This is a genomic window from Burkholderia sp. BCC1999, from assembly GCF_905339975.1.
Lineage (GTDB): Bacteria > Pseudomonadota > Gammaproteobacteria > Burkholderiales > Burkholderiaceae > Burkholderia.
Genome location: NZ_CAJPHP010000040.1, coordinates 1 through 20,766 on the forward strand (window position 1 = coordinate 1; position 20,766 = coordinate 20,766).

The 20,766-nt window shown below is 66.3% G+C and carries 16 protein-coding genes; 3 read left to right on the forward strand and 13 right to left on the reverse strand.

The genetic code is table 11. From position 1 onward, the window contains the following. Positions 1 to 169: 169 nt before the first annotated feature. The 3 genes from phaC to U5809_RS33935 form a co-directional block, all read right to left on the reverse strand. Positions 170 to 2,053, reverse strand: a complete 1,884-nt coding sequence (phaC, locus tag U5809_RS33925) for a class I poly(R)-hydroxyalkanoic acid synthase (protein WP_322089761.1) — start codon at positions 2,051 to 2,053, stop codon at positions 170 to 172. 360 nt (positions 2,054 to 2,413) lie between these two features. Continuing rightward, entirely contained in the window at positions 2,414 to 3,253 is an 840-nt protein-coding gene (gene pgeF / locus U5809_RS33930; RefSeq protein WP_322089771.1) for a peptidoglycan editing factor PgeF, read from the reverse strand. Between the two features lie 6 nt (positions 3,254 to 3,259). Next, positions 3,260 to 4,471: an RluA family pseudouridine synthase gene (locus U5809_RS33935; protein WP_322089762.1), complete on the reverse strand. Its 1,212-nt coding sequence runs from the start codon at positions 4,469 to 4,471 to the stop codon at positions 3,260 to 3,262. A 41-nt stretch (positions 4,472 to 4,512) separates the two neighbouring features. Between U5809_RS33935 and U5809_RS33940 the strand changes: the two genes are divergently transcribed. Beyond that, entirely contained in the window at positions 4,513 to 5,337 is an 825-nt protein-coding gene (locus tag U5809_RS33940; RefSeq protein ID WP_176047168.1) for an outer membrane protein assembly factor BamD, read from the forward strand. 121 nt (positions 5,338 to 5,458) lie between these two features. Here the strand turns inward: U5809_RS33940 and U5809_RS33945 are convergent, their stop codons facing one another. The 3 genes from U5809_RS33945 to U5809_RS33955 form a co-directional block, all read right to left on the reverse strand. Beyond that, on the reverse strand, positions 5,459 to 7,708 hold the full coding sequence (locus U5809_RS33945) for an ATP-dependent DNA helicase (RefSeq protein WP_322089763.1): 2,250 nt from the start codon (positions 7,706 to 7,708) through the stop codon (positions 5,459 to 5,461). A gap of 55 nt (positions 7,709 to 7,763) precedes the next feature. After that, positions 7,764 to 7,979, reverse strand: a complete 216-nt coding sequence (locus tag U5809_RS33950; RefSeq protein WP_006755091.1) for a YdcH family protein — start codon at positions 7,977 to 7,979, stop codon at positions 7,764 to 7,766. Positions 7,980 to 8,055: 76 nt separating this feature from the next. After that, positions 8,056 to 8,808: a hypothetical protein gene (locus tag U5809_RS33955; protein ID WP_322089764.1), complete on the reverse strand. Its 753-nt coding sequence runs from the start codon at positions 8,806 to 8,808 to the stop codon at positions 8,056 to 8,058. A 160-nt stretch (positions 8,809 to 8,968) separates the two neighbouring features. Here U5809_RS33955 and U5809_RS33960 point away from each other — a divergent pair, with 160 nt between their 5' ends. Both U5809_RS33960 and U5809_RS33965 read left to right on the forward strand, forming a co-directional pair. Next, positions 8,969 to 11,293 (forward strand): Tex family protein, encoded by a 2,325-nt coding sequence (locus tag U5809_RS33960; protein ID WP_322089765.1) that lies wholly within the window; start codon positions 8,969 to 8,971, stop codon positions 11,291 to 11,293. A 405-nt stretch (positions 11,294 to 11,698) separates the two neighbouring features. Next, the gene (locus U5809_RS33965; protein ID WP_322089766.1) at positions 11,699 to 12,724 is read left to right on the forward strand and encodes a terpene synthase family protein; all 1,026 of its coding nucleotides are present in this window, start codon (positions 11,699 to 11,701) and stop codon (positions 12,722 to 12,724) included. A 22-nt stretch (positions 12,725 to 12,746) separates the two neighbouring features. Here the strand turns inward: U5809_RS33965 and U5809_RS33970 are convergent, their stop codons facing one another. From U5809_RS33970 to hflK, 7 genes are all read right to left on the reverse strand, one after another. After that, positions 12,747 to 14,663 carry a potassium transporter Kup gene (locus U5809_RS33970; protein WP_282505177.1) on the reverse strand — a complete coding sequence of 639 codons (1,917 nt, stop codon included), beginning with the start codon at positions 14,661 to 14,663 and terminating at the stop codon, positions 12,747 to 12,749. A gap of 274 nt (positions 14,664 to 14,937) precedes the next feature. Further along, positions 14,938 to 15,534: a phosphoribosyltransferase gene (locus U5809_RS33975; RefSeq protein WP_006485899.1), complete on the reverse strand. Its 597-nt coding sequence runs from the start codon at positions 15,532 to 15,534 to the stop codon at positions 14,938 to 14,940. Positions 15,535 to 15,541: 7 nt separating this feature from the next. Then, a complete protein-coding gene (locus U5809_RS33980; protein ID WP_176047174.1) occupies positions 15,542 to 16,888 on the reverse strand; it encodes an adenylosuccinate synthase in 1,347 nt (448 codons plus the stop codon). 113 nt (positions 16,889 to 17,001) lie between these two features. Beyond that, positions 17,002 to 18,150 (reverse strand): ATP phosphoribosyltransferase regulatory subunit, encoded by a 1,149-nt coding sequence (locus U5809_RS33985; RefSeq protein WP_322089767.1) that lies wholly within the window; start codon positions 18,148 to 18,150, stop codon positions 17,002 to 17,004. 101 nt (positions 18,151 to 18,251) lie between these two features. Then, positions 18,252 to 18,443, reverse strand: a complete 192-nt coding sequence (locus U5809_RS33990; RefSeq protein ID WP_006478685.1) for a DUF2065 domain-containing protein — start codon at positions 18,441 to 18,443, stop codon at positions 18,252 to 18,254. Between the two features lie 36 nt (positions 18,444 to 18,479). Then, on the reverse strand, positions 18,480 to 19,379 hold the full coding sequence (gene hflC / locus U5809_RS33995; protein WP_176047176.1) for a protease modulator HflC: 900 nt from the start codon (positions 19,377 to 19,379) through the stop codon (positions 18,480 to 18,482). A gap of 15 nt (positions 19,380 to 19,394) precedes the next feature. After that, positions 19,395 to 20,741, reverse strand: coding sequence for an FtsH protease activity modulator HflK (gene hflK / locus U5809_RS34000; protein ID WP_282505185.1), 1,347 nt, complete (start codon positions 20,739 to 20,741; stop codon positions 19,395 to 19,397). Positions 20,742 to 20,766 lie beyond the last annotated feature (25 nt).

The following is a 20,766-nucleotide window of genomic DNA, read 5'->3' on the forward strand; positions in this document are numbered from 1 at the left end:
CCTTCGCAAGCGAGCCGCCGAATTTGCCGACCGCGGTCCGCGCGGCCGATACGATCACTACGTCCGTCATTTCCCTGTCCTCCAGGCCCGCACGACACGGCGCATCGTTACCGGCCCTGTTAAAAAAACTGCGGTGCACCGGACAGCGTGCGCCGCTGTCCGGTTTTCGTCAATCGCGCTGCAACACGTAGCGTCCCGGCGCCGGCTCGATCACCGGGAACTGCGCGGAACCGGCTTCGGCGGGCGGCGCCACCTTGCGGCCGCCGTACTGGTCGAGCCATTCGACCCACGTCGTCCACCAGCTTCCCGGCTGTTCGGCCGCACCGGCGAACCAGTCGTCCGCGGATTCGGGCAGGTCGCCGTCGTTGATCCAGTAGCTGCGCTTCTTCTTCGCCGGCGGATTGATCACGCCCGCGATGTGACCCGACGCGCCGAGCACGAATTTCAGCGGGCCCGACAGGATCGACGTCGATGCGTAGGCCGTCTGCCACGGCACGATGTGATCCTCGCGCGAACCGTAGATGAAGGTCGGCACGTCGATCAACGACAGGTCGACGGCGTCGCCGCACACGGTCAGCGCGCCCGGCTCGCGCAGCTTGTTCTCGAGATAGGTATTGCGCAGGTACCACGCGTACATCGGGCCCGGCAGGCTCGTCGAATCGCTGTTCCAGTACAGCAGGTCGAACGGCGCGGGCGTGCGGCCCTTCAGGTAGTTGTCGACGACGTAGTTCCACACGAGATCGTTCGGACGCAGGAACGAGAACGTGTTCGCAAACTCGACGCCGCGCATCAGCCCCGGTTGCGTGCCGTTCTTGCCGCCGATGGTCTGCTCGCGCATCTGCACGTGCGCCTCGTCGACGAACACGTCGAGAATGCCGGTGTCGCTGAAGTCGAGCATCGCGGTGAGCAGCGTCATCGACGCGGCCGGATGTTCGCCGCGCGCGGCGAGCACCGCGAGCGCGGTCGCGAGCATCGTGCCGCCGACGCAGAAACCGAGCGTGTTGATCTGCTCGCGTCCGCTGACCTGCTGCACGGCGTCGATCGCCGCGAGCAGCCCTTCGTTCATGTAGTCGTCCCACGTCTTGTGCGCGACCGATGCGTCCGCATTGCGCCATGAAACGAGGAACACCTGATGACCGTTCGACAACGCGTGCGCGACGAGCGAATTCTCGGGCTGCAGGTCGAGGATGTAGAACTTGTTGATGCACGGCGGGACGATCAGCAGCGGCCGCTCGAACACCTTGTCCGTCTTCGGCGTGTACTGGATCAGCTGGATCAGGTCGTTCTCGTAGACGACCGCACCTTCAGTACACCCGAGGTTCTTGCCGACCACGAACTGCGATTCGTCGGTCTGCGAAATCTTGCCGCGCTGCAGGTCGCCGAGCAGGTTCATCATCCCCTGCCGCAAGCTTTCGCCCTGCGTTTCGAGAATCGATTTCTGCGCGTCGGGATTGAGTGCGAGGAAGTTGCTCGGCGCGGCGGCGGCCGTCCATTGCTGGACCGTGAAGCGGATGCGCTCGCGCGTCTTCGGATCGGTCTGCAGCGAGTCGGCCAGTTCCTGCAGATAGCGCGCGTTGAGCAGATACCACGCCGCCGCAAATGCATGCGCGGGCGACGACTTCCACGCATCGCCGCTGAAGCGGCGGTCCTTCAGTTCGGGGGATTCGAGCTTCGCGGCCGCGGCCTGCTGCATCAGCGTCATGCAATCGCGAGCGTAGTCGGCCTGCAACGCCTGGAGCCGTTCGGGCGGAATCGCGGCGACCGGCAGTTTCAACCCCGCGAACGGCGACGCCATGCCACCCAGCCCCGCGAGGCCGCCGAGATCGGGCATCGACGGCATCTGGAACGGAAACGACGCAGGGAACTGGAATGTCGCGAACGGATTAACGGTGGCCGACGCAGTCGCGGCGCGCGCGGGATCCGCAAAACCGCGCCACGCGTTCAACCACGACTCGAACATCTGCTGCATCGGCTGGGCGGCCGGGTCGAAACCGGTGCTGCCCGCGGAAGTGCCCGCCTGAGCGGACGTCGACGAATTTTTCGATGCTGTCATTACCTGCCTTACCGGTGATTCGTGAGCGTCAATCGTGAAATCCTGCTCGCGCGCGGCGTGCCGGCTGCGAGCCGGGCCGTCATGCTCTGGAGAGGCGTCTCCAGATTCTGCCGCAGTGCGGTATTTTTATCATTATCGTTTTCCCCATGTGAAGCGCCAAGTCAAACCGCTGAACATTTCTGAACGGAGATAATCCGCGTGCAACAGGCTGGACAAGGGTTCCGGCGAAACATAAAACATTTTGTTTGGCTTGACTTCGGGATCTTTCATTCAGTTGCGCGTGCCGCGCCGCATTGCCGTCTAAATATCGAAATAACCCGATTTCGCGACGCAACAAACCCCGCGCGCATGCACATGCCGTCAATCGGCCAGCCAGATCGCCGCTGCCATGCGGCCCGTCACGCGATCGCGCCGGTACGAATAGAAGCGTGCATGTTCGGTGACCGTACAGGCCGTCCCGCCGCTCACGTGCACCACGCCCGCACGTGCGAGACGCAGGCGCGCGAGCGCGTAGAGATCGGCGAGAAACTTGCCGGGCGCGCCGTCGATCGCGACGAACGCGAGTCGGGTTTCATCATGCTCCGACTGCGGGGCCGTGTCGAGAAACGCGTCGCGCACGTCCGCGCCGACCTCGAATGCCTGCGGGCCGATCGCCGGCCCGAGATACGCATGCAGCGTGTCCGTCGCGCCGCCTGCGAGCGCCGCGACGCGTGCCGCGGTCTGCTCGACGATGCCGGCCGCGAGCCCGCGCCAGCCCGCATGCGCGGCACCGACCGCACGGCCCTGCGCGTCGCACAGCAGCACGGGCAGGCAATCGGCCACCATCACGACGCAGATTGCGCCGGCCCGGTCCGTGACGCTCGCGTCGGCCCGCACCGGCGCCGCAGCCGCGGGCGCCGCCGCGATCACCTCGTCCGCGCGGACGATTTCCGCGCCGTGAACCTGCTCGAGCCAGGCGGCGTTCGACTGACCGGCGAGGGCGAGCAAACGTGCGCGATTCGCGGCGACATGGGCCGGATCGTCACCGGTATGCAAGCCGAGATTCATCCCGCCCGGCAGCGCGTTTCCAGCCTGCCAGCGCCCGTACGGGCCTTCGCTCACGCCGCCGTCGCGCGTCGTGATCAGCGCACGCACGCGCGGCGACACCTGCCAGTCGGGCTGTACGCAGTCCTGCCACGTCAACGGCGTCAGGTTCGTCATCGGCACTCACGCCTCCTCATCATCGTCCAGGTACGGCTCGTCATCGTGATACTCGCCGCCGAAATCGTCATCGTCGTAGACACCATCGCCGTCGTCGAATTCCTCGTCGCCCTGCCCGAAGCCGAGCGCCGCGACGAGGGTGTTCATGTCGTCCGGCAGCGGGCAGCGCCACTGCATCGCCTTGCCCGTGACCGGATGCACGAGGCCGAGCCGCCATGCATGCAGCGCCTGTCGCGCGAACCCGTCCGGCAGCGGCGTGACCGAGCGCTTGCCGCGCGCCCGCCCGTAGACGGGGTCGCCGAGCAGCGGGTGCCCGGCGTGCGCGCAGTGCACGCGGATCTGGTGCGTGCGGCCGGTTTCGAGATCGCACTGGATTGCCGAAACCGGCTGACGTTGCCACAGACATGTGTCAACCGTGCGGAAATGCGTGCGGGCGGGCTTGCCCGACGCGCCCGTGACGACGGCCATGCGCGTGCGCTCGCGCGGATCGCGGCCGATCGGCGCGTCGATCGTGCCTTCCTCGGGCATCGTGCCCCACACGAGCGCGAAGTAGCGGCGCTTCACCGTGCGGGCCTGCAACTGGCGCACGAGGTCGGTCTGCGCGGCCAGTGTGCGGGCCACCACCATCAGGCCGGACGTTTCCTTGTCGAGCCGGTGGACGATGCCCGCGCGCGGCAGGCCGGCCGCCGCGTCGCCGTAGCGATACAGCAGCCCGTTGAGGATCGTGCCGCTCCAGTTGCCGGCGGCCGGATGCACGACGAGGCCGGCCGGCTTGTTGATCACGACGAGCGCATCGTCCTCGTAGATCACGTCGAGCGGCACGGGCTCCGGCGTGAACGCGAGCTGCTCGGGCAGCAGGTCGGGCACGAGCTCGATTTTCGCGCCGAGCGGCACCGGCTGGCGGATCTTCGCGGGCGCGCCGTCGACCAGCACGCGCTGCGCCTCGATCCAGCTCTGCAGGCGGCTGCGGGAGAATTCGGGGAACAGTTGGGCAAGCGCCTTGTCGAGGCGTTCACCTGCGAGCGACAGCGGCACTTCGACGACGCGCGGCGCATCGTCGACCGCCGCGGACGGCACGACGGGCGGCTGCATTGCGTCGCCAACCAGATCGTCATCGAGGGAATCCCCCGACGCAGCGTCGGCGAGCCGATCGCTTGGGCTATAATCTTCGCGATTTGGTGTGCCCGGCTGGGCATTCTGCGAACTTGAACGGGTCATTTAGACTGGGTCACCGAGACTTGAAGCTAGGACATGCGAGCATGATGAATTCGACCAAACGTACGGCCAGAACCGTCGCCGCCCGGGCTGCGGCGGTAGCGGCCGTGGCCCTCATCGCCGGCTGCCACGGCTTGCCGCAGAAGCAGGACGAGACGGCTACCTGGTCGAATAACAAATTATACTCAGAGGCCCAGGACGCACTGTCCGGTGGCGACTGGGGCAAGTGCGCGAAATATTTCGAATCGCTGCAAGGCCGCGATCCGTTCGGTCATTTCGCGCAGCAGGCACAGATCAACGTTGCATACTGCAACTGGAAGGACAACGAAGCGGCAGCCGCCGATCAGGCCGTCGACCGCTTCATCCAGCTCCACCCCGACCATCCGGATATCCCGTACGCGTACTACCTGAAGGGGATGATCCACTTCAACGACGATCTCGGCCTGTTCGGGCGCTTCTCCGGCCAGGACATGAGCGAACGCGATCCGCAGGCGCTGCGCGAGTCGTACGATGCGTTCAAGGTCGTCGTCGACCGCTTCCCGAAGAGCAAGTACGCGCCCGACGCGGCAGCGCGGATGCGCTACATCGTCAACGCGCTCGCGTCGCACGAAGTGCACGCGGCCGACTACTACTACCGTCGTGGCGCCTACGTGGCGGCGATCAACCGCGCCCAGCTCGCGATCAAGGATTACAAGGGTGCGCCGGCGATCGAAGACGCACTGCACATCATGATCCTGTCGTACAACAAGCTGGACCAGCCGCAACTCGCCGAGGACACGAAGCGCGTGCTCGCGGGCACGTTCCCCGACAGCCCGTACGTCACGGGCCATTCGCGCCCCGGCGCGAAGAAGTCGTGGTGGCAGTTCTGACGAACGCGCGACGCAACGTCCGTTGCACGAACAAAAAACCCGGCCATCGAGCCGGGTTTTTTATTGGCGCCGCACTCAGGTGCGGCGGGTGCGATACGCGCGGCCGAAGCCGCGCGTGTCGTCACATGCGTTTTTCCGAGCGGTGCTCGTCGAAGAAGTCCTGCACGACCGCGATCTCGCGGGTGCGCTTGAACGGCGGCAGGCTCTGCCAGATCCGGCGCCCGTAGGGCTTGTCGACGAGCCGCGTGTCGCAGATCATCAGCACGCCACGATCCGTCTCCGCGCGAATCAGTCGGCCTGCGCCCTGCTTCAGCGTGATCACGGCCTGCGGTAGCTGGTGCACGGCGAACGGGCTCAGGCCCTTCTTCGTCAGCGCGTCGAGGCGCGCGGCCAGCACCGGATCGTCCGGCGGTGCGAACGGCAGCTTGTCGATCACGACGAGCGACAGCGCGTCGCCGCGCACGTCGACGCCTTCCCAGAAACTCTGGCTGCCGACCAGGATCGCATTGCCGTACGCGCGGAAACGATCGAGCAGCTCGGTGCGGCTCGCATCGCCCTGCACGAGCAGTGGCGTGTTCCAGCCGCGCGATTCGATGACATCGCGCAACTTCGACGCGATCCGGTCGACCGCGCGCAGCGTCGTGCACAGCATGAACACGCCGCCGCCGGACGCCTCGATCGCCGGCAACGCGGCATCGAAGACGGCATCGGTAAACGCCGGCGAAGACGGCTGCGGCAGGTTGCGCGGCACGTACAGCAAACCTTGCGACTGGTAGTCGAACGGGCTCGCGAGCGTCATCGAGCGACGCGAACTGAGGCCCATCTGCGCCGCGTAGTGAGTGAAATCGCCGCGCACCGACAACGTGGCCGACGTGAACACCCATGCACGCGGGACGCCCGCACGCTGCTTCGCAAAGATCGGCGCGACCGACAGCGGCGTTTCATGCAGTTGCACGGTATGCGCGAACACCTCGACCCAGCGCACCTTCTCGTTCGGATCGCCGTCGGCGCTCGCCTTGTCGCCGGCCGCCGCCGCATCGGCCTTCGCGGCCGCTTCCGCCGCACCGGGCGCGACCCAGCCGGCCAGCAGATCCTGCAGCTCGCGCGCGCGCCGCAGGCACGCGCCGAGCGATTCCGCGCGTTCCGCCTGGCTCGCGAGCGCCGACGCGAGCGCATCGAGCGCAACGTCGAGCGCGTCGAGCGCGCCGAACATCGGGTGATCGTCGCCGAGTTGCGCGAGCGACATGCGGACGATCTGGTCGTTCGCGAACGCGAGGCGCAAGTCGCGCGCCGCACGTTCGAGATCGCCGCCGAGCTTCACCCACTCGACCGCGTCGCGCGCATGGCCCAGGCCTTCGGCCACCGTGTCGCGTGCGAGTTCGAGGATCTGCGTGGTCGACAGCGTCTCGCCGAAGAACAGCGTCGCCGTCTCCGGCAGCTGGTGCGCCTCGTCGAAGATGACCGTGTTCGCATTCGGCAGCAGCTCGGCCATCCCGGTGTCGCGCAGCATGATGTCCGCGAAGAACAGGTGATGGTTGACGACGACGACGTCGGCCTGCTGCGCCTCGCGCCGCGCCTGCATCACGAAGCATTCCTTGTAATGCGGGCATTCCTGGCCGAGGCAGTTGTCGCGCGTCGACGTGACCATCGACCACACGGGTGCCGTTTCCGGCACGCTCGCAAGCTCGGCCTTGTCGCCGCTCTTCGTGATCTTCGCGAAGCGGACGATTTCCTGCAGATACGCGGTGTCCTGCCGCGACGGCAGACGGCCGTTGTCGGCCGTGCGTTGCAGGTAGTAATGGCACAGGTAGTTCGACCGCCCCTTGAGCATCGCCACCGACACCGGCACCGCGAGCGCGTTGCGCACGGTCGGGATGTCGCGCTGGAACAGCTGGTCCTGCAGGTGTTTCGTGCCGGTCGACACGATCACCTTGCCACCCCACAGCATCGCGGGCACGAGATACGCATAGGTCTTGCCGGTACCCGTACCAGCTTCGACGATCAGCGTGTTGTCGGCCGCGTCGTTATCGGATTCGGCTGACGTGGCGCCGTCCGCGCCCGGTTCGGCCGCCTTGTCGCCGTCGCCGAGGCGGCGCGCCGGCCGTTTGCGGGTTTCGAATATCTCGGGCTCGGGCATCCGGCGCGCGGACGCTTCCATCGCGGACGCGACTGCCCGCGCCATCTCGATCTGGGACGTACGCGGCCGATAGCCGTCGAGCGCGCGCGCCAGCAACCCGCCTTCGCCGAAGATCGTGTCGAGTTCGTCGACGCGCTTGCGGCTCAGCTCGAAGGTGCCTTCGGGCGCACGAACGCGCCCGGCGGACGATGTGTCACGCCGGGCATCGGGGGTGGCTTCAAGCGGTGAATTCAAGGCAAGCGTTCCTGTGTCCAGCGCCCTGGCGGCGCCGGCGCTTGCCAGGCCGCGCTCAGGCGCGCTTATCCGGTTCGAGCTGCGATTGCAGCAGAATGATTTTGTCCTTGGCTGCCAGCTTTTCCTTCTTCAGCCGGTGCAGCGTGATGTCGTCGATGTCGGAGTGTCCTTCCTTCAGCTCGATCTCCCGAGCGAGCTGCTGGTGCTGCTCCTGCAATGCAGCCAAACGGTTGTGCAATTCCTGCTGCTGTTCCGTGGGACGGTTTTGCATAGTTGCCTCCTCATCGAAGCAGCGCGGCGGCTGGCGTGCCGACGCGCCCGAGACTGATCCCGATCAATCCAACACGTTACTGCCCCTGCTGCTGTTGCTGCTTGGCCTTCTCGGCCGCTTCCTGCTGACGCCGCTCGACATCGGCCTTGTGCTGCGCGGCTTCCTTCTGCTTCTGCTCGTAGCGCGTGGCGTTGTCCGCCCGCTCCTGCGCCTTCTGCGCCGCCTGCTGGTGCGCCTGGTCGAGCTTGCGCTGGAAGTCGCCCTGCTTCTGGTCGTATGCCTGCTTGCTCGCGGCACGTTGCGGCCCTTCCGCACCGCGCTGCGCCTGCTTCAGTGCATTCTGCTCCTGCTTGTCGCGGAACGCAGCCGCGTTCGCCGCGTCGTTCGCCGCCCGCTGCGGCGCTTCCGCTGCGTTCTGCGCCTGCTTCAGCGCCTGCTGCTGGTCGCGCTGCTGCGCGCGCACCGCACGCTGCTCGTCGTTGAGTGCGAGTTGCTCCTGGCGGATGCTCGCGCGCTCGTCGCGCATCTGGTCGCGCGCCTTGCCGAGACAGTGATTGACGAAGAATTTGCTGTAGCAATCGTGCTCGGCCACCGCATAACGATAATCGTTTTCCGCGGTGCGTTGATTGAGCACTTTTTGACGGGCGTCGAAATCCGGTGCGGCGGAGGCTGCACCGGGCACGGCCGCGACGGCGTCCGGCGCGGTTGCGCCCGAGGCCTGCGCGAACGCGCCGGAAGGCCCGGCAGACAAAGCCGCGGCGAGCGCTGCGCCGAGCGCGACGAGAGAAATTCGGGAAGTTGGCAACGTCGTAGGAAAGCTGCGGGACATGTGTCAAATTCTATCACCCCCGGCTGGACGCTCCGCCATTTATGGCAAAATGCCCCGCTTCACTCACCCGCGGCATCTGGCCCGTCGGGCCCGCCATGTAGCCCGCCGCTTCGGGCCTGCCGGCCCGCGCCGCGATTTCAGCAGGCAGATCATTCACGACATGACGGAAACCGTAGCACTCAAGATCGTACAGCGCATCGCCACCGAACTGTCCGTCCAGCCGCGCCAGGTCGCGGCGGCCGTGCAACTCCTCGACGAAGGCTCGACCGTTCCGTTCATTGCCCGGTACCGCAAGGAAGTGACCGGCAACCTCGACGACACGCAGCTGCGCCAGCTCGAGGAACGTCTCCTGTATCTGCGCGAGCTCGAGGATCGCCGCGCGACGATCCTGTCGAGCATCGACGAACAGGGCAAGCTGACGGACGAGCTGCGCGCCGCGATCGATACGGCCGACAGCAAGCAGGTGCTCGAAGACCTTTACCTGCCGTACAAGCCGAAGCGCCGCACGCGTGCGCAGATCGCCCGCGAGGCCGGCCTCGAGCCGCTCGCGCAGGCGCTGCTCGCGAATCCGCTGCTCGACCCGCAGGCCGAGGCGGCCGCGTATGTCGACGCCGACAAGGGCGTCGCCGACGTGAAGGCCGCGCTCGACGGCGCGCGCGACATCCTGTCCGAACAATTCGGCGAAACGGCCGAGTTGCTCGGCAAGCTGCGCGACTACCTGCACAATCAGGGCGTCGTGTCGTCTGCCGTCGTCGAGGGCAAGGAAAACGAGGAAGGCGAGAAATTCCGCGACTATTACGACTACGCGGAAACGATCAAGACCGTGCCGTCGCACCGCGCACTCGCGCTGTTCCGCGCCCGTAACGCGGGCGTGCTGACGGTCAAGCTCGGCCTCGGCGAAGAGCTCGACGCGCAGGTGCCGCATCCCGGCGAGGCGATGATCGCGCGCCATTTCGGCATTGCGAACCAGAATCGTCCGGCCGACAAATGGCTTTCGGACGTCTGCCGCTGGTGCTGGCGCGTCAAGGTGCAGCCGCATATCGAGAATGAACTCCTCACGCAGCTGCGCGAAACGGCCGAAACCGAAGCGATCCGCGTGTTCGCGCGCAACCTGAACGATCTGCTGCTGGCCGCGCCGGCCGGCCCGAAGGCCGTGATCGGTCTCGACCCCGGCCTGCGCACGGGCGTGAAGGTCGCGGTCGTCGACCGCACCGGCAAGGTGCTCGCCACCGACACGATCTACCCGCACGAGCCGCGCCGCGACTGGGACGGCTCGATCGCGAAACTTGCGCGCATCGCCGCGCAGACGCAGGCCGAACTCATCAGCATCGGCAACGGCACCGCCTCGCGCGAAACCGACAAGCTCGCGAGCGAACTGATCGCGAAGCACCCGGAATTGCGCCTGCAGAAGATCGTCGTGTCGGAAGCCGGCGCGTCGGTCTACTCGGCGTCCGAGCTCGCGGCGAAGGAATTCCCCGACATGGACGTGTCGCTGCGCGGCGCCGTGTCGATCGCACGCCGCCTGCAGGATCCGCTCGCCGAGCTCGTGAAAATCGAGCCGAAGGCGATCGGCGTCGGCCAGTACCAGCACGATGTGAACCAGCGCGAACTCGCACGCTCGCTCGACGCGGTCGTCGAGGATTGCGTGAACGCGGTCGGCGTCGACGCGAACACGGCATCGGCCCCGCTACTGGCGCGCGTGTCCGGCCTGAACGCGACGCTCGCGCGCAACATCGTCGACTACCGCGATGCGAACGGCCCGTTCCCGTCGCGCGAACACCTGCGCAAGGTGCCGCGCCTCGGCGACAAGACCTTCGAACAGGCCGCCGGCTTCCTGCGCATCAACGGCGGCGAGAACCCGCTCGACCGCTCGTCGGTGCACCCGGAGGCCTATCCGGTCGTCGAACGGATGCTCGCGAAGATCAGCAAGCGCATCGACGATGTGCTCGGCAACCGCGACGCCCTGTCGGGCCTGTCCCCGACGGAGTTTGTCGACGAACGTTTCGGCCTGCCGACCGTGCGCGACATCCTGTCCGAGCTGGAGAAACCGGGCCGCGATCCGCGCCCCGAATTCAAGACCGCGACGTTCCGCGAAGGCGTCGAGAAGGTGTCGGATCTCGTGCCGGGCATGACGCTCGAAGGCGTCGTGACGAACGTCGCCGCGTTCGGTGCGTTCGTGGATATCGGCGTGCACCAGGACGGCCTCGTCCACGTGTCCGCGATGTCGACGAAGTTCATCAAGGACCCGCACGAAGTCGTGAAGGCCGGCCAGGTCGTCAAGGTGAAGGTGCTCGACGTCGACGTGAAGCGCCAGCGCATTGCGCTGACGATGCGCCTCGACGACGACGCGGCAGCGCCCGGCATGGCGTCGCGCAGCAGCCAGGATCGCGGCACCGCGGGGCGCGGCGCGGCCCGTCCGCAGCGTTCGCGCGAGCCGGAACCGGCCGGCGCGATGGCCGCGGCATTCGCAAAGCTGAAGCGTTGAGCACGCGAAAGCCGCTGACAGAAAAAAGCCCGCCGAAACGCGGGCTTTTTTATTGCGTCGACGCGCGGGTTCGAAAATCGCGATGAAAACCGGATAGGTGCATTTTCGTCACCATTTCCCTGCTTCCAGTCGGCGAATTAAATAATTCGCACTGCAGCATGCATTTTCTTGACGCTTTGAATACCGCACATAAAATAAATTCGCAGACGGTATTCCAACGTCTTCAATAAGCGAAGCGAACTCTCCGCTCGGCAACCGGCTTCCTCTCGGCGCTCATACGCGCCGCGCGTTTCAGGCCTCCCGTCTTTCATTGCCACTTTCTGAAGTCGATTCGCGGCGAATCACATCCGGAATATGTGCCCGGCGGCAAGCCGGCGCATATTCGCAAAAATGGATCGGGGAATCATGAAAGCAGATGATCTGGAAACCGAACTGGGCACCTTGCGCATTCCCGTGTTCGATGTGCCGTGGGCCGGTGCCTGTTCACCGCACGTCGAGCGGATCGAATCCCGCATGCTCGAATGGGCCGACGCATACGGCCTGCTCGTCTCCGACGCCCATCGGGAGCGCGTCGTACGTACCCGCTACGGCTGGCTCGCCGCGCGCTGCTACCCGAACGCCGATCCACCTCTGCTGCAGGCGCTTGCCGATTACTTCGTGTGGTTCTTTCTCGTCGACGATCTGTTCGTCGATCGCGTGGAGCCGGTCGGCCCCGATACGCTGCGCAACCTGACCGCGATGATCGACGTACTCGACTACGCCCGTACGGGCCCCGAGCCGGTCTACGGCGAGCGCGCCTGGCTCGACGTGTGTCAACGCCTGCGTGCGCGCCTGTCCGCCGAGCATTTCGCGCGCTTCGCGCAAGGCATGCGCCTGTGGGCCACCACGGCCGGATTGCAGATCCTCGGACACCTGAAAGTCGAGCCGGTCGCCGTGCCGCAGTACGAGACGATCCGGCGCCACACGAGCGGCATGAATCCGTGCCTGGCACTGGCGGACGTGGCCAACTCCGGCGCCGTCCCACCCGACACGTTTCACCGCCCGGAGATCCAGGCACTGTGCAGGCACGCGAACAATATCGTCTGCTGGAGCAACGACATCCAGAGTATCGGGATCGAAGCGCGTCAGCCAGGCCAGTTCCGGAACATGGTGATGGTCCACGCGTCGCGCGGTCATTCGCTGCAGACCGGCATCGACTACACGGCCGCCCGCGTGCGCGCCGAGATCGGCGAGTTCGTACAGTGCGCCGATGCGCTGGTGCCGCACGCCGACACGCGCGTGCGCGGCCTCGTCGACGGCTACCGATACTGGATACGCGGCTATCTGGATTGGGTGGCGCGGGATACGCAGCGCTATGCGGCTGCGTTCGCGGCAAGCGATGCGGACGATCGCAGCCTGATCGCGCTGTCGGAGAACGCGGCGCGCGGCTGAACAGCCTGCGCGCCGCGCACGGTCAGATCTCGATCTTCGTGCCGAGCTCGACGACGCGGTTCGCCGGAATCGAGAAGAAGTCGGTCGGCTTCGCCGCGTTCTGGTGCATCCACGCGAACACGCGCTCGCGCCAGATCGACATCCCGGGCAGATGGGTCGGCACGACGGTTTCACGCGCGAGGAAGAACGACGTGTCCATCAGCTCGAACGTCATGTCGTGGGTCCGGCCGAACTCCTCGAGCACGGCCTTCACGTCCGGCGTCTCGTTGAAGCCGTACTCGGCCCTGACGATGTACAGCCCGCCGCCCGCATCACGCGAGGTCTGGCGCTTGTCGTCGCGCACGTAAGGAATGTCGCGCGTGACGAACGTCAGGAAAATGGTCCGCTCGTGCAGCACCTTGTTGTGCTTCAGGTTGTGCAGCAGGCTGACGGGCACGAGCTTGTCGTTGCCGGTCAGGTAGATCGCGGTGCCCGACACGCGATGCGGCGGATGCGCGAGCAGCCCCTGCAGGAACGGCTCGAGCGGAATACCGTCGGCGGCCGTGCGCTCCTTGACGATGTGACGCCCCTTGTACCACGTCATCAGCAGGAAGAACAGCAGCGCGCCAATGCCAAGCGGCAGCCAGCCGCCCTGCGCGACCTTCAGCAGGTTGGCGCCGAAGAAGCCGAGGTCGATCGCGAGGAACACCGCGATGATCGCGCCGACCAGCAGCCGGTTCCAGTTCCACACCTTCACCATCACGACGCATGCGAGCACGGTCGTGATCACCATCGTCGCCGTCACCGCGATGCCGTACGCGGCCGCGAGGTTGTCGGAGCTCTTGAAGCCGACCACGATGCAGAGGATCACGAACAGCAGCAGCCAGTTCACGACCGGCACATAGATCTGGCCGATCGCGAGCTCGGACGTGTGCAGCACCTTCATGCGCGGCACGTAGCCGAGCTGGATCGCCTGCGACGTCAGCGAATAGGCGCCCGAGATCACGGCCTGCGACGCGATCACGGTCGCGACCGTCGACAGCACCACGAGCGGCAGCAGCCCCCATTCGGGCGCCAGCAGGAAGAACGGGTTTTCGATCGCCTTGGGATTCTGGATCAGCAGCGCGCCTTGGCCGAAGTAGTTCAGCACGAGCGACGGCATCACGAGCCCGTACGCGGCGATCCGGATCGGCTTCGCACCGAAGTGGCCCATGTCCGCGTAGAGCGCTTCCGCACCGGTCAGCACCAGCACGACCGAGCCGAGCACGACGTAGGCCTGCAACAGGTGGTCAGCCATGAACGACGCCGCGTAATACGGGTTGATGGCCGCCATGATGCCCGGCACGCGCACGATGTGGTACACGCCGAGCGCCGCGATCACGATGAACCACAACACCATGATCGGGCCGAACAGCTTGCCGACCAGCGCGGTGCCGTGACGCTGGATCCAGAACAGCGCGATCAGGATCACGATCGTGATCGGCAGCACGAGGTGGGACAGGTGAGGTGTCGCGATTTCGAGACCTTCGACCGCCGACATCACCGAGATCGCCGGCGTGATCACCGCGTCCCCGTAGAACATGCACGCGCCGAAGATCCCGAGCGCCATCAGCGCACCCGCGACGCGGGTTTTCGAGTCGAGCGGCCGCAGCGACAGCGCCATCAGCGCGAGCACGCCGCCTTCGCCGTTGTTGTCGGCCCGCATCACGAACAGTAGGTACTTGACGCCGACCACCAGGATGATTGCCCAGAACAGCAGCGAGATCACGCCGAGAATCGACCCTTCGGTGAGCGGAATGCCGTGTGCGGGGCTGAACGCCTCCTTCAGCGAATACAGCGGGCTGGTGCCGATGTCGCCGAACACGACGCCGATGGCTGCTATCGCTAGCGCCCGCATCGAGTGTTGTTGCGTCGAATGCGGCGCATGTGCGGCGTCGGTCGCGTGGATCGTGTCGTTCATATGAAGCGTAATAATCGGGTCCGGGTCGGACAAAACGAGCGCTATTCTACTCGCGCCCCCGTGAAACGCCGCCCTGCTCTGTTGCCGTGGAACCACGTGATCCACGCTGCGCATGCAATTCGGCGCGAGCTGTGGCAGGGCTGCCATCATAGCCGGGGCCGCGCCGTCTGCCTACCCGATCCTCCGATTGCACCGCTCGGCGCACCCGGCGCCCCAATGAAAAACGGCGCCGCAAGCGGCGCCGTACCAGGCTTTCCTTCGATCGGCCGGGCGCTTACGCGCCCGATCCGTCGCGCTGCGCGCGACCGCGCTTGATCCACGCCTCGAGGTTGTGCGGACGCACCGTGTCCCACTCCTCGAACGGCTGATGAATCCACGGATTCGTCGGCAGAAACTGCGTGTGATAGTCGGGCTTGACCTTCGAGCACCCCTTGTACCAGAGCACGGCCGAGCGCACGGCCGTCACGGACGGGTAACGCTCCTTCAGGTGCTCCTGCACACGCGCGAGCGTGACACCCGAATCGACGAGATCGTCGACCAGCAGCACGTTGCCCGCGAGGTTGCCGCGCGTCATCGTGATGTACTGCGCGATGTCGAGCTCACCCTGCTCGGTGCCGGCCGCTTCGCGGTACGAACTCGTCGCGAGGATCGCGAGCGGCACGTCGTAGATGCGCGACAGCTGGTCGCCGACGCGCAGACCGCCGCGCGCGAGGCACAGGATCTGGTCGAACTTCCAGCCCGAGGCGTGCACCTGGAGCGCGAGCAGCTCGATCAGACGGTGATACTCGTCCCAGCCTACCCACAGGTTCTTGTCGTCGTTGCGCGGATCAGTCATCAAGTCTGCCGCCGTCATCGTGATTTGCTGCGTCATCTGAAAATTACACCTTGAACGGATGGCGGAGCAGGATCGTTTCGTCGCGGTCCGGGCCCGTCGACACCATGTCGACCGGCACGCCAGCCACTTCCTGGACACGGGACAGGTACGCCTGCGCGTTCGCCGGCAGCGCATCCCACGTATTGATGCCGACCGTGCTTTCCTTCCAGCCCGGGAACGTTTCGTATACGGGTTCGCAACGCGCCACGTCGGCTGCGCCACGCGGCAGGATGTCCGCATCCTTGCCGTCGATCTTGTAGCCAACGCACAGCTTGACTTCGTCGAGGCCGTCGAGCACGTCGAGCTTCGTCATGCACAGACCCGACACGCCGTTGATCTGGATCGAGCGGCGCAGCGCGGCTGCGTCGAGCCAGCCGGTGCGGCGCGGACGGCCGGTGACCGAACCGAATTCCTTGCCGACGTTCGCGAGCGTGACGCCGATCTGGTCCTGACGCTGCGGATTGTCCGCATCGTACAGTTCGCTCGGGAACGGGCCCGAACCGACACGCGTGCAATACGCCTTCGTGATGCCGAGGATGTAGTTGAGCTTCTGCGGACCGACGCCCGCGCCAGCCGACGCCGCACCCGCGACGCAGTTGCTCGACGTGACGAACGGATAGGTGCCGTGATCGATGTCAAGCAGCGTGCCTTGCGCGCCTTCGAACAGCAGGTTCTGGCCCGCATTGTTCGCGTCGTACAGGCGACGCGACACATCGGCCACCATCGGCTTCAGGCGGTCGGCATAGCCGAGCATCGTGTCGAGCGTTGCCTGGAAATCAACGGCCGCGCCACCCAGGTATTGGGTCAGCACGAAGTTGTGGAAATCGAGGTTTTCGCGCAGGCGGTCGGCGAAGGTCTTCGCGTCGAACAGGTCCTGCACGCGCAGCGCGCGGCGGCCAACCTTGTCTTCATACGCAGGGCCGATGCCGCGGCCCGTCGTGCCGATCTTGCCCGCGCCCTTGCGCGCTTCACGCGCCTGGTCGATCGCGATGTGGTACGGCAGGATCAGCGTCGTGGCTTCGGAGATGAACAGACGGTCGCGCACGTTCACGCCGGCTTCTTCGAGCTCGCCGATTTCCTTGAACAGTGCTTCGGGGGACAGGACGACGCCGTTGCCGATGTAGCAGGCGACGCCTTCACGCATGATGCCCGACGGAATGAGGCGCAAGATCGTTTTCTTGCCGCCGATGATGAGGGTGTGGCCGGCGTTGTGACCGCCCTGGAAACGCACGACGCCCTGAGCGTGGTCCGTCAGCCAGTCGACGATCTTGCCCTTGCCTTCATCACCCCATTGCGTTCCCACGACGACGACATTGCGCCCGGGAGTCACGTTCACTGCGCTGGCAGACATGTTGATTCGTTAGCTGGTTAAAAACGTATTCTACCTATGTTCGCGGGCGATTCCGAATTTTTCCGTTTCGCTTCAACGATATGCACGCCGAAGCACGGCCCGCGAACGCCTGTTTAGCGGGGTTCGACCACCCATGCGCCGTCGCGCTCGACGAGCGAACGATCGCATGCGAACTCGTCGAGCACGTGGTCGTGGCCCGGCAACGCCTGGATCACGACCTCGCCCGCGTCGCGCAGCGCGGCGACGGCCGCGCCCAGTGCGTCGTCCTGCGCCCACGGCGCGAGAATCGCGGTGCCGCGCGCCTCGACCGGCGAAATCCGCGCGAGTTCGCGCAGGTCGAGCGAGAAGCCCGTTGCCGGTCGCGCACGGCCGTACGCCTGCCCGACGTGGTCATAACGCCCGCCGCGCGCGATCGCGTTCGGCACGCCGTCGATGTACGCGCTGAACATTGCGCCGCTGTGGTACGCATAGCCGCGCAGATCGGCGAGGTCGATCGCCACTTCCGCGCCCTTCGCCTGTGCGGCGAGCTGCGCCAGATCGTCGAGCGCCCGCGTGATTTCGGGCAGCACCGGCAGACGCGCACGCGCCTCGGCGAGCACGCTCGCGTCGCCGTAGAGGCTCGGCAGCGCGCGCAGCGCGGCGCGCGTATCGGCGCCGAGATCGTCGGTGAGTTCGTTCAGGAGCGGCACGTCCTTGCCCGACAACGCGTCGTACAGCGACTCGCCGCGCTCGGCGGCCTGCGCGTCGCGTGCGAGCAGCGCCGCGAGCACGCCCGCATGACCGAGGTCGAGACGGATGCGCGACAGGCCCGCGAGATGCAGCGCGTCGAGCATCAGCTGCTGGATCTCGAGATCGGCTTCCAGCCCGGCATGCCCGTAGATTTCCGCGCCGATCTGGATCTGCTCGCGCGTTGCGTGCAGGCCGCGCGGACGCGTATGCATCACGTGGCCCGCGTAGCACAGGCGCGTCACACCCTGGCGGTTCAACAGGTGCGCGTCGATCCGTGCCACCTGCGGCGTGATGTCCGCACGCAGGCCGAGCGTGCGGCCCGACAGCTGGTCGACCAGCTTGAAGGTGCGCAGGCGCAGGTCAGTGCCGCCGCTCGTCAGCAACGACTCGAGATACTCGAGCAGCGGCGGCATCACCATTTCGTAGCCGTACGAACGGAAGCGGTCGAGCAGCCTGCGGCGCAGCTCCTCGATCTTGCGCGCTTCCGACGGCAGTACGTCGGCGATATTCTCGGGAAGTAACCAGGTCGACATCGGTACGGTCCTACGACGGGAAACGGCGCGCGCCACGCGCGCCGCGAGTTGAATCGGAACTTCGGAATCGGGCGGGACGAACGGCGGATGCGCCGTTCGGATCAAGTGGCGAGCAGCAGCAGCACGAGCCCGAGCACCATCACGATCAGCCCGCCGATCCGGATATGATGCGGCGGCCGCTCAGCTATTCTACGAAACGTGTCGCGCCAGGCGACGGGAAACACGAAGGGGAACGCCCCCTCGATGATCAGCATCAGCGCTACTGCGAGCAACAACGAGCCAGCCAGGTCCATGCGAGCGACGGCGCCGCTCGACGCGGCGCCCCAGGGTCAGTGTTTGCGGGGAGCAGGTGCCGCCGGTGCGGCACCGCCCGTCGGGCTGCGCATGAAGCGGAAGAACTCGCTGTCGGGATCGACGACGATGATGTCGTTGCGCTTGAACGTATTCCGGTAGGCCTGCAGGCTCGCGTAGAACTGATAGAACTGCGGATCGCGGCCGAACGCATCGGCGGCGATCGTCGCGGCTTTCGCGTCGCCCTCGCCCTTGATCGTCTGCGCGGACTTGTACGCGTTCGCGAGCACGGCCTGCTGTTCGCGCTCGGCGTCGGCCTTGATCTGCTCGACGTCGGCCGCGCCTTCCGCACGCACCTGCGCGGCCTGATCGCGCAGCGCGCCGATCATCCGTTGATAGACGGCATCCGTCTGCGCGGCCGGCAGGTCGACGCGCGTCAGCTGGACGTCGACCACGTCGACGCCGAAACCGGCCGCCTTCGCCTTGGCCGCGTCGCGGGCCGCATCGGCGATCGCACGCTGGCCGCCAAGGGCGTCGTCGAGCGCGCGCTGGCCGAACGCATCGCCGAGCGCACTCTTCAGCACGCCGGCCAGGCGTTCGGTGGCCGCTGCCGGGTCGCCGCCGGTCGCGGTGAAATACTTCATCGGATCGCTGATCCGGTACTTCACCGCATACGCGACGAGCAGGTCGTGTTTGTCTTGGGTCGCCAGCTGCAGCGGATCGGACGACTCGAGCGACTGCAGGCGCGTGTCGATCAGCGTGGCCGTCTGCAACGGCGGCGGCAGCTTGAAGTGGATGCCCGGGCCCGCGAGTTCGGGCTGCGCGCCGTCGCGGCCCGACAGCACGGCCGCATGGCGCGGATCGACGGTCAGGACCGTCGAGGACGCCGCGAAGGCAACGATCACGATTGCGACGACGAGCGCAATGATTCGGTTCATGTTCTGCGCTCCCCGTTACTTCGTATCGTCTTCGCGCGAACGGCTGCGAAACGCTTCGCGCGATCGCAGCACGTCGACACCCGACGCCGCGGCTGCCGGTGCGGCGCTCGCGGGTACGGCCGCAGCCGCGGCCGGCGCGACGGCTGCCGGTGCCGACGCCGCATCGGGCGCGGACGCACCGGTGGACGCCGCGGCATTTTGCCGCCCCTGTTCGACGAGCTTGTCGAGCGGCAAGTACACGACGCTGTTGCCGCCCTTGTTGCCGACGAACACCTTCGTCGCGTTCGAATAGATTTCCTGCATCGTCTCGAGGTACATCCGCTCGCGGATCACCGCAGGCGCCTTCGAGTACTGCGCATAAACCTGCTTGAAGCGATCGGCATCGCCCTCGGCTTGCGTGACCACGCGATCGGCATACGCCTTCGCTTCGTCGACGAGCTTCGCGGCATCACCCTGCGCCTTCGGCAGCAGGTCGCTTGCATAGGCCTGCGCAGCACGCTTCGCGGCCTCGCGCTCGTCGCGTGCCTTCGCGACTTCGGCGTATGCGGCCTGCGTCTGCTCGGGTGCCGCGACGTTCTGCATCGTGACGGCCGTCACCTCGAGCCCCGACTGGTAGCGGTCGAGATCGCGCTGGATCGCCGTGGACAGCTGCTCGCGCAGCGCGTCACGGTCCTGGTTCAGCATGTCGGCCGCGCTGCGCGTGCCGACGATCGCGCGTACCGCGGCCTGTGCGGCCTGCGAGACGCTGCGTTCGGGATCGACGCTGCGGAACAGGTAATCGGTGGCGGAACGGATCCGGTACTGGACGATGAAACGGACGTCGACGATGTCGGCATCGCGCGTCAGCATGGCTGCTTCCTTCACGTTCGCGAGACGCACGACGTTGTTGCGGCCGATCTCGATCGAGCGGACCTGCGACGTATCGACGATTTCGTGCGACGCGAACGGATACGGCGCGCGCCAGTGCACGCCCTGGCCGACCGTGCCCGACAGCTTGCCGAGCTGCAGCACGACGCCCGTCTGACCTTCCTGCACGACGAACAGCCCGCTGCCCGCGTAGACCGCGACCAGCACGCCGATCACGATGCCGACGCCGACTCGCGCAGCGCGGCCGTTGTCAGGACGGAAGCCGTTGCCGCCCTTGCCGCCGAACAGGCCGCTCAGACGCCGGTTGAAGTTGCGCCACATCTCGTCGAGATCGGGCGGACCATCGCCGTCACCGCCTTGCGGACGCTTCGATTCGTTCGGACGCGGACGGGATCCGTCTTTGCCATTGCCTTCGCCACGTCCCCAGCGGGGATCGTTGATCGACAGCAAGGCGCGCATCCGCCGCCAGGTACTCCGCTCGTTGTATTCGTTCACCAGAGTTTGTTCACCAGATAAGACG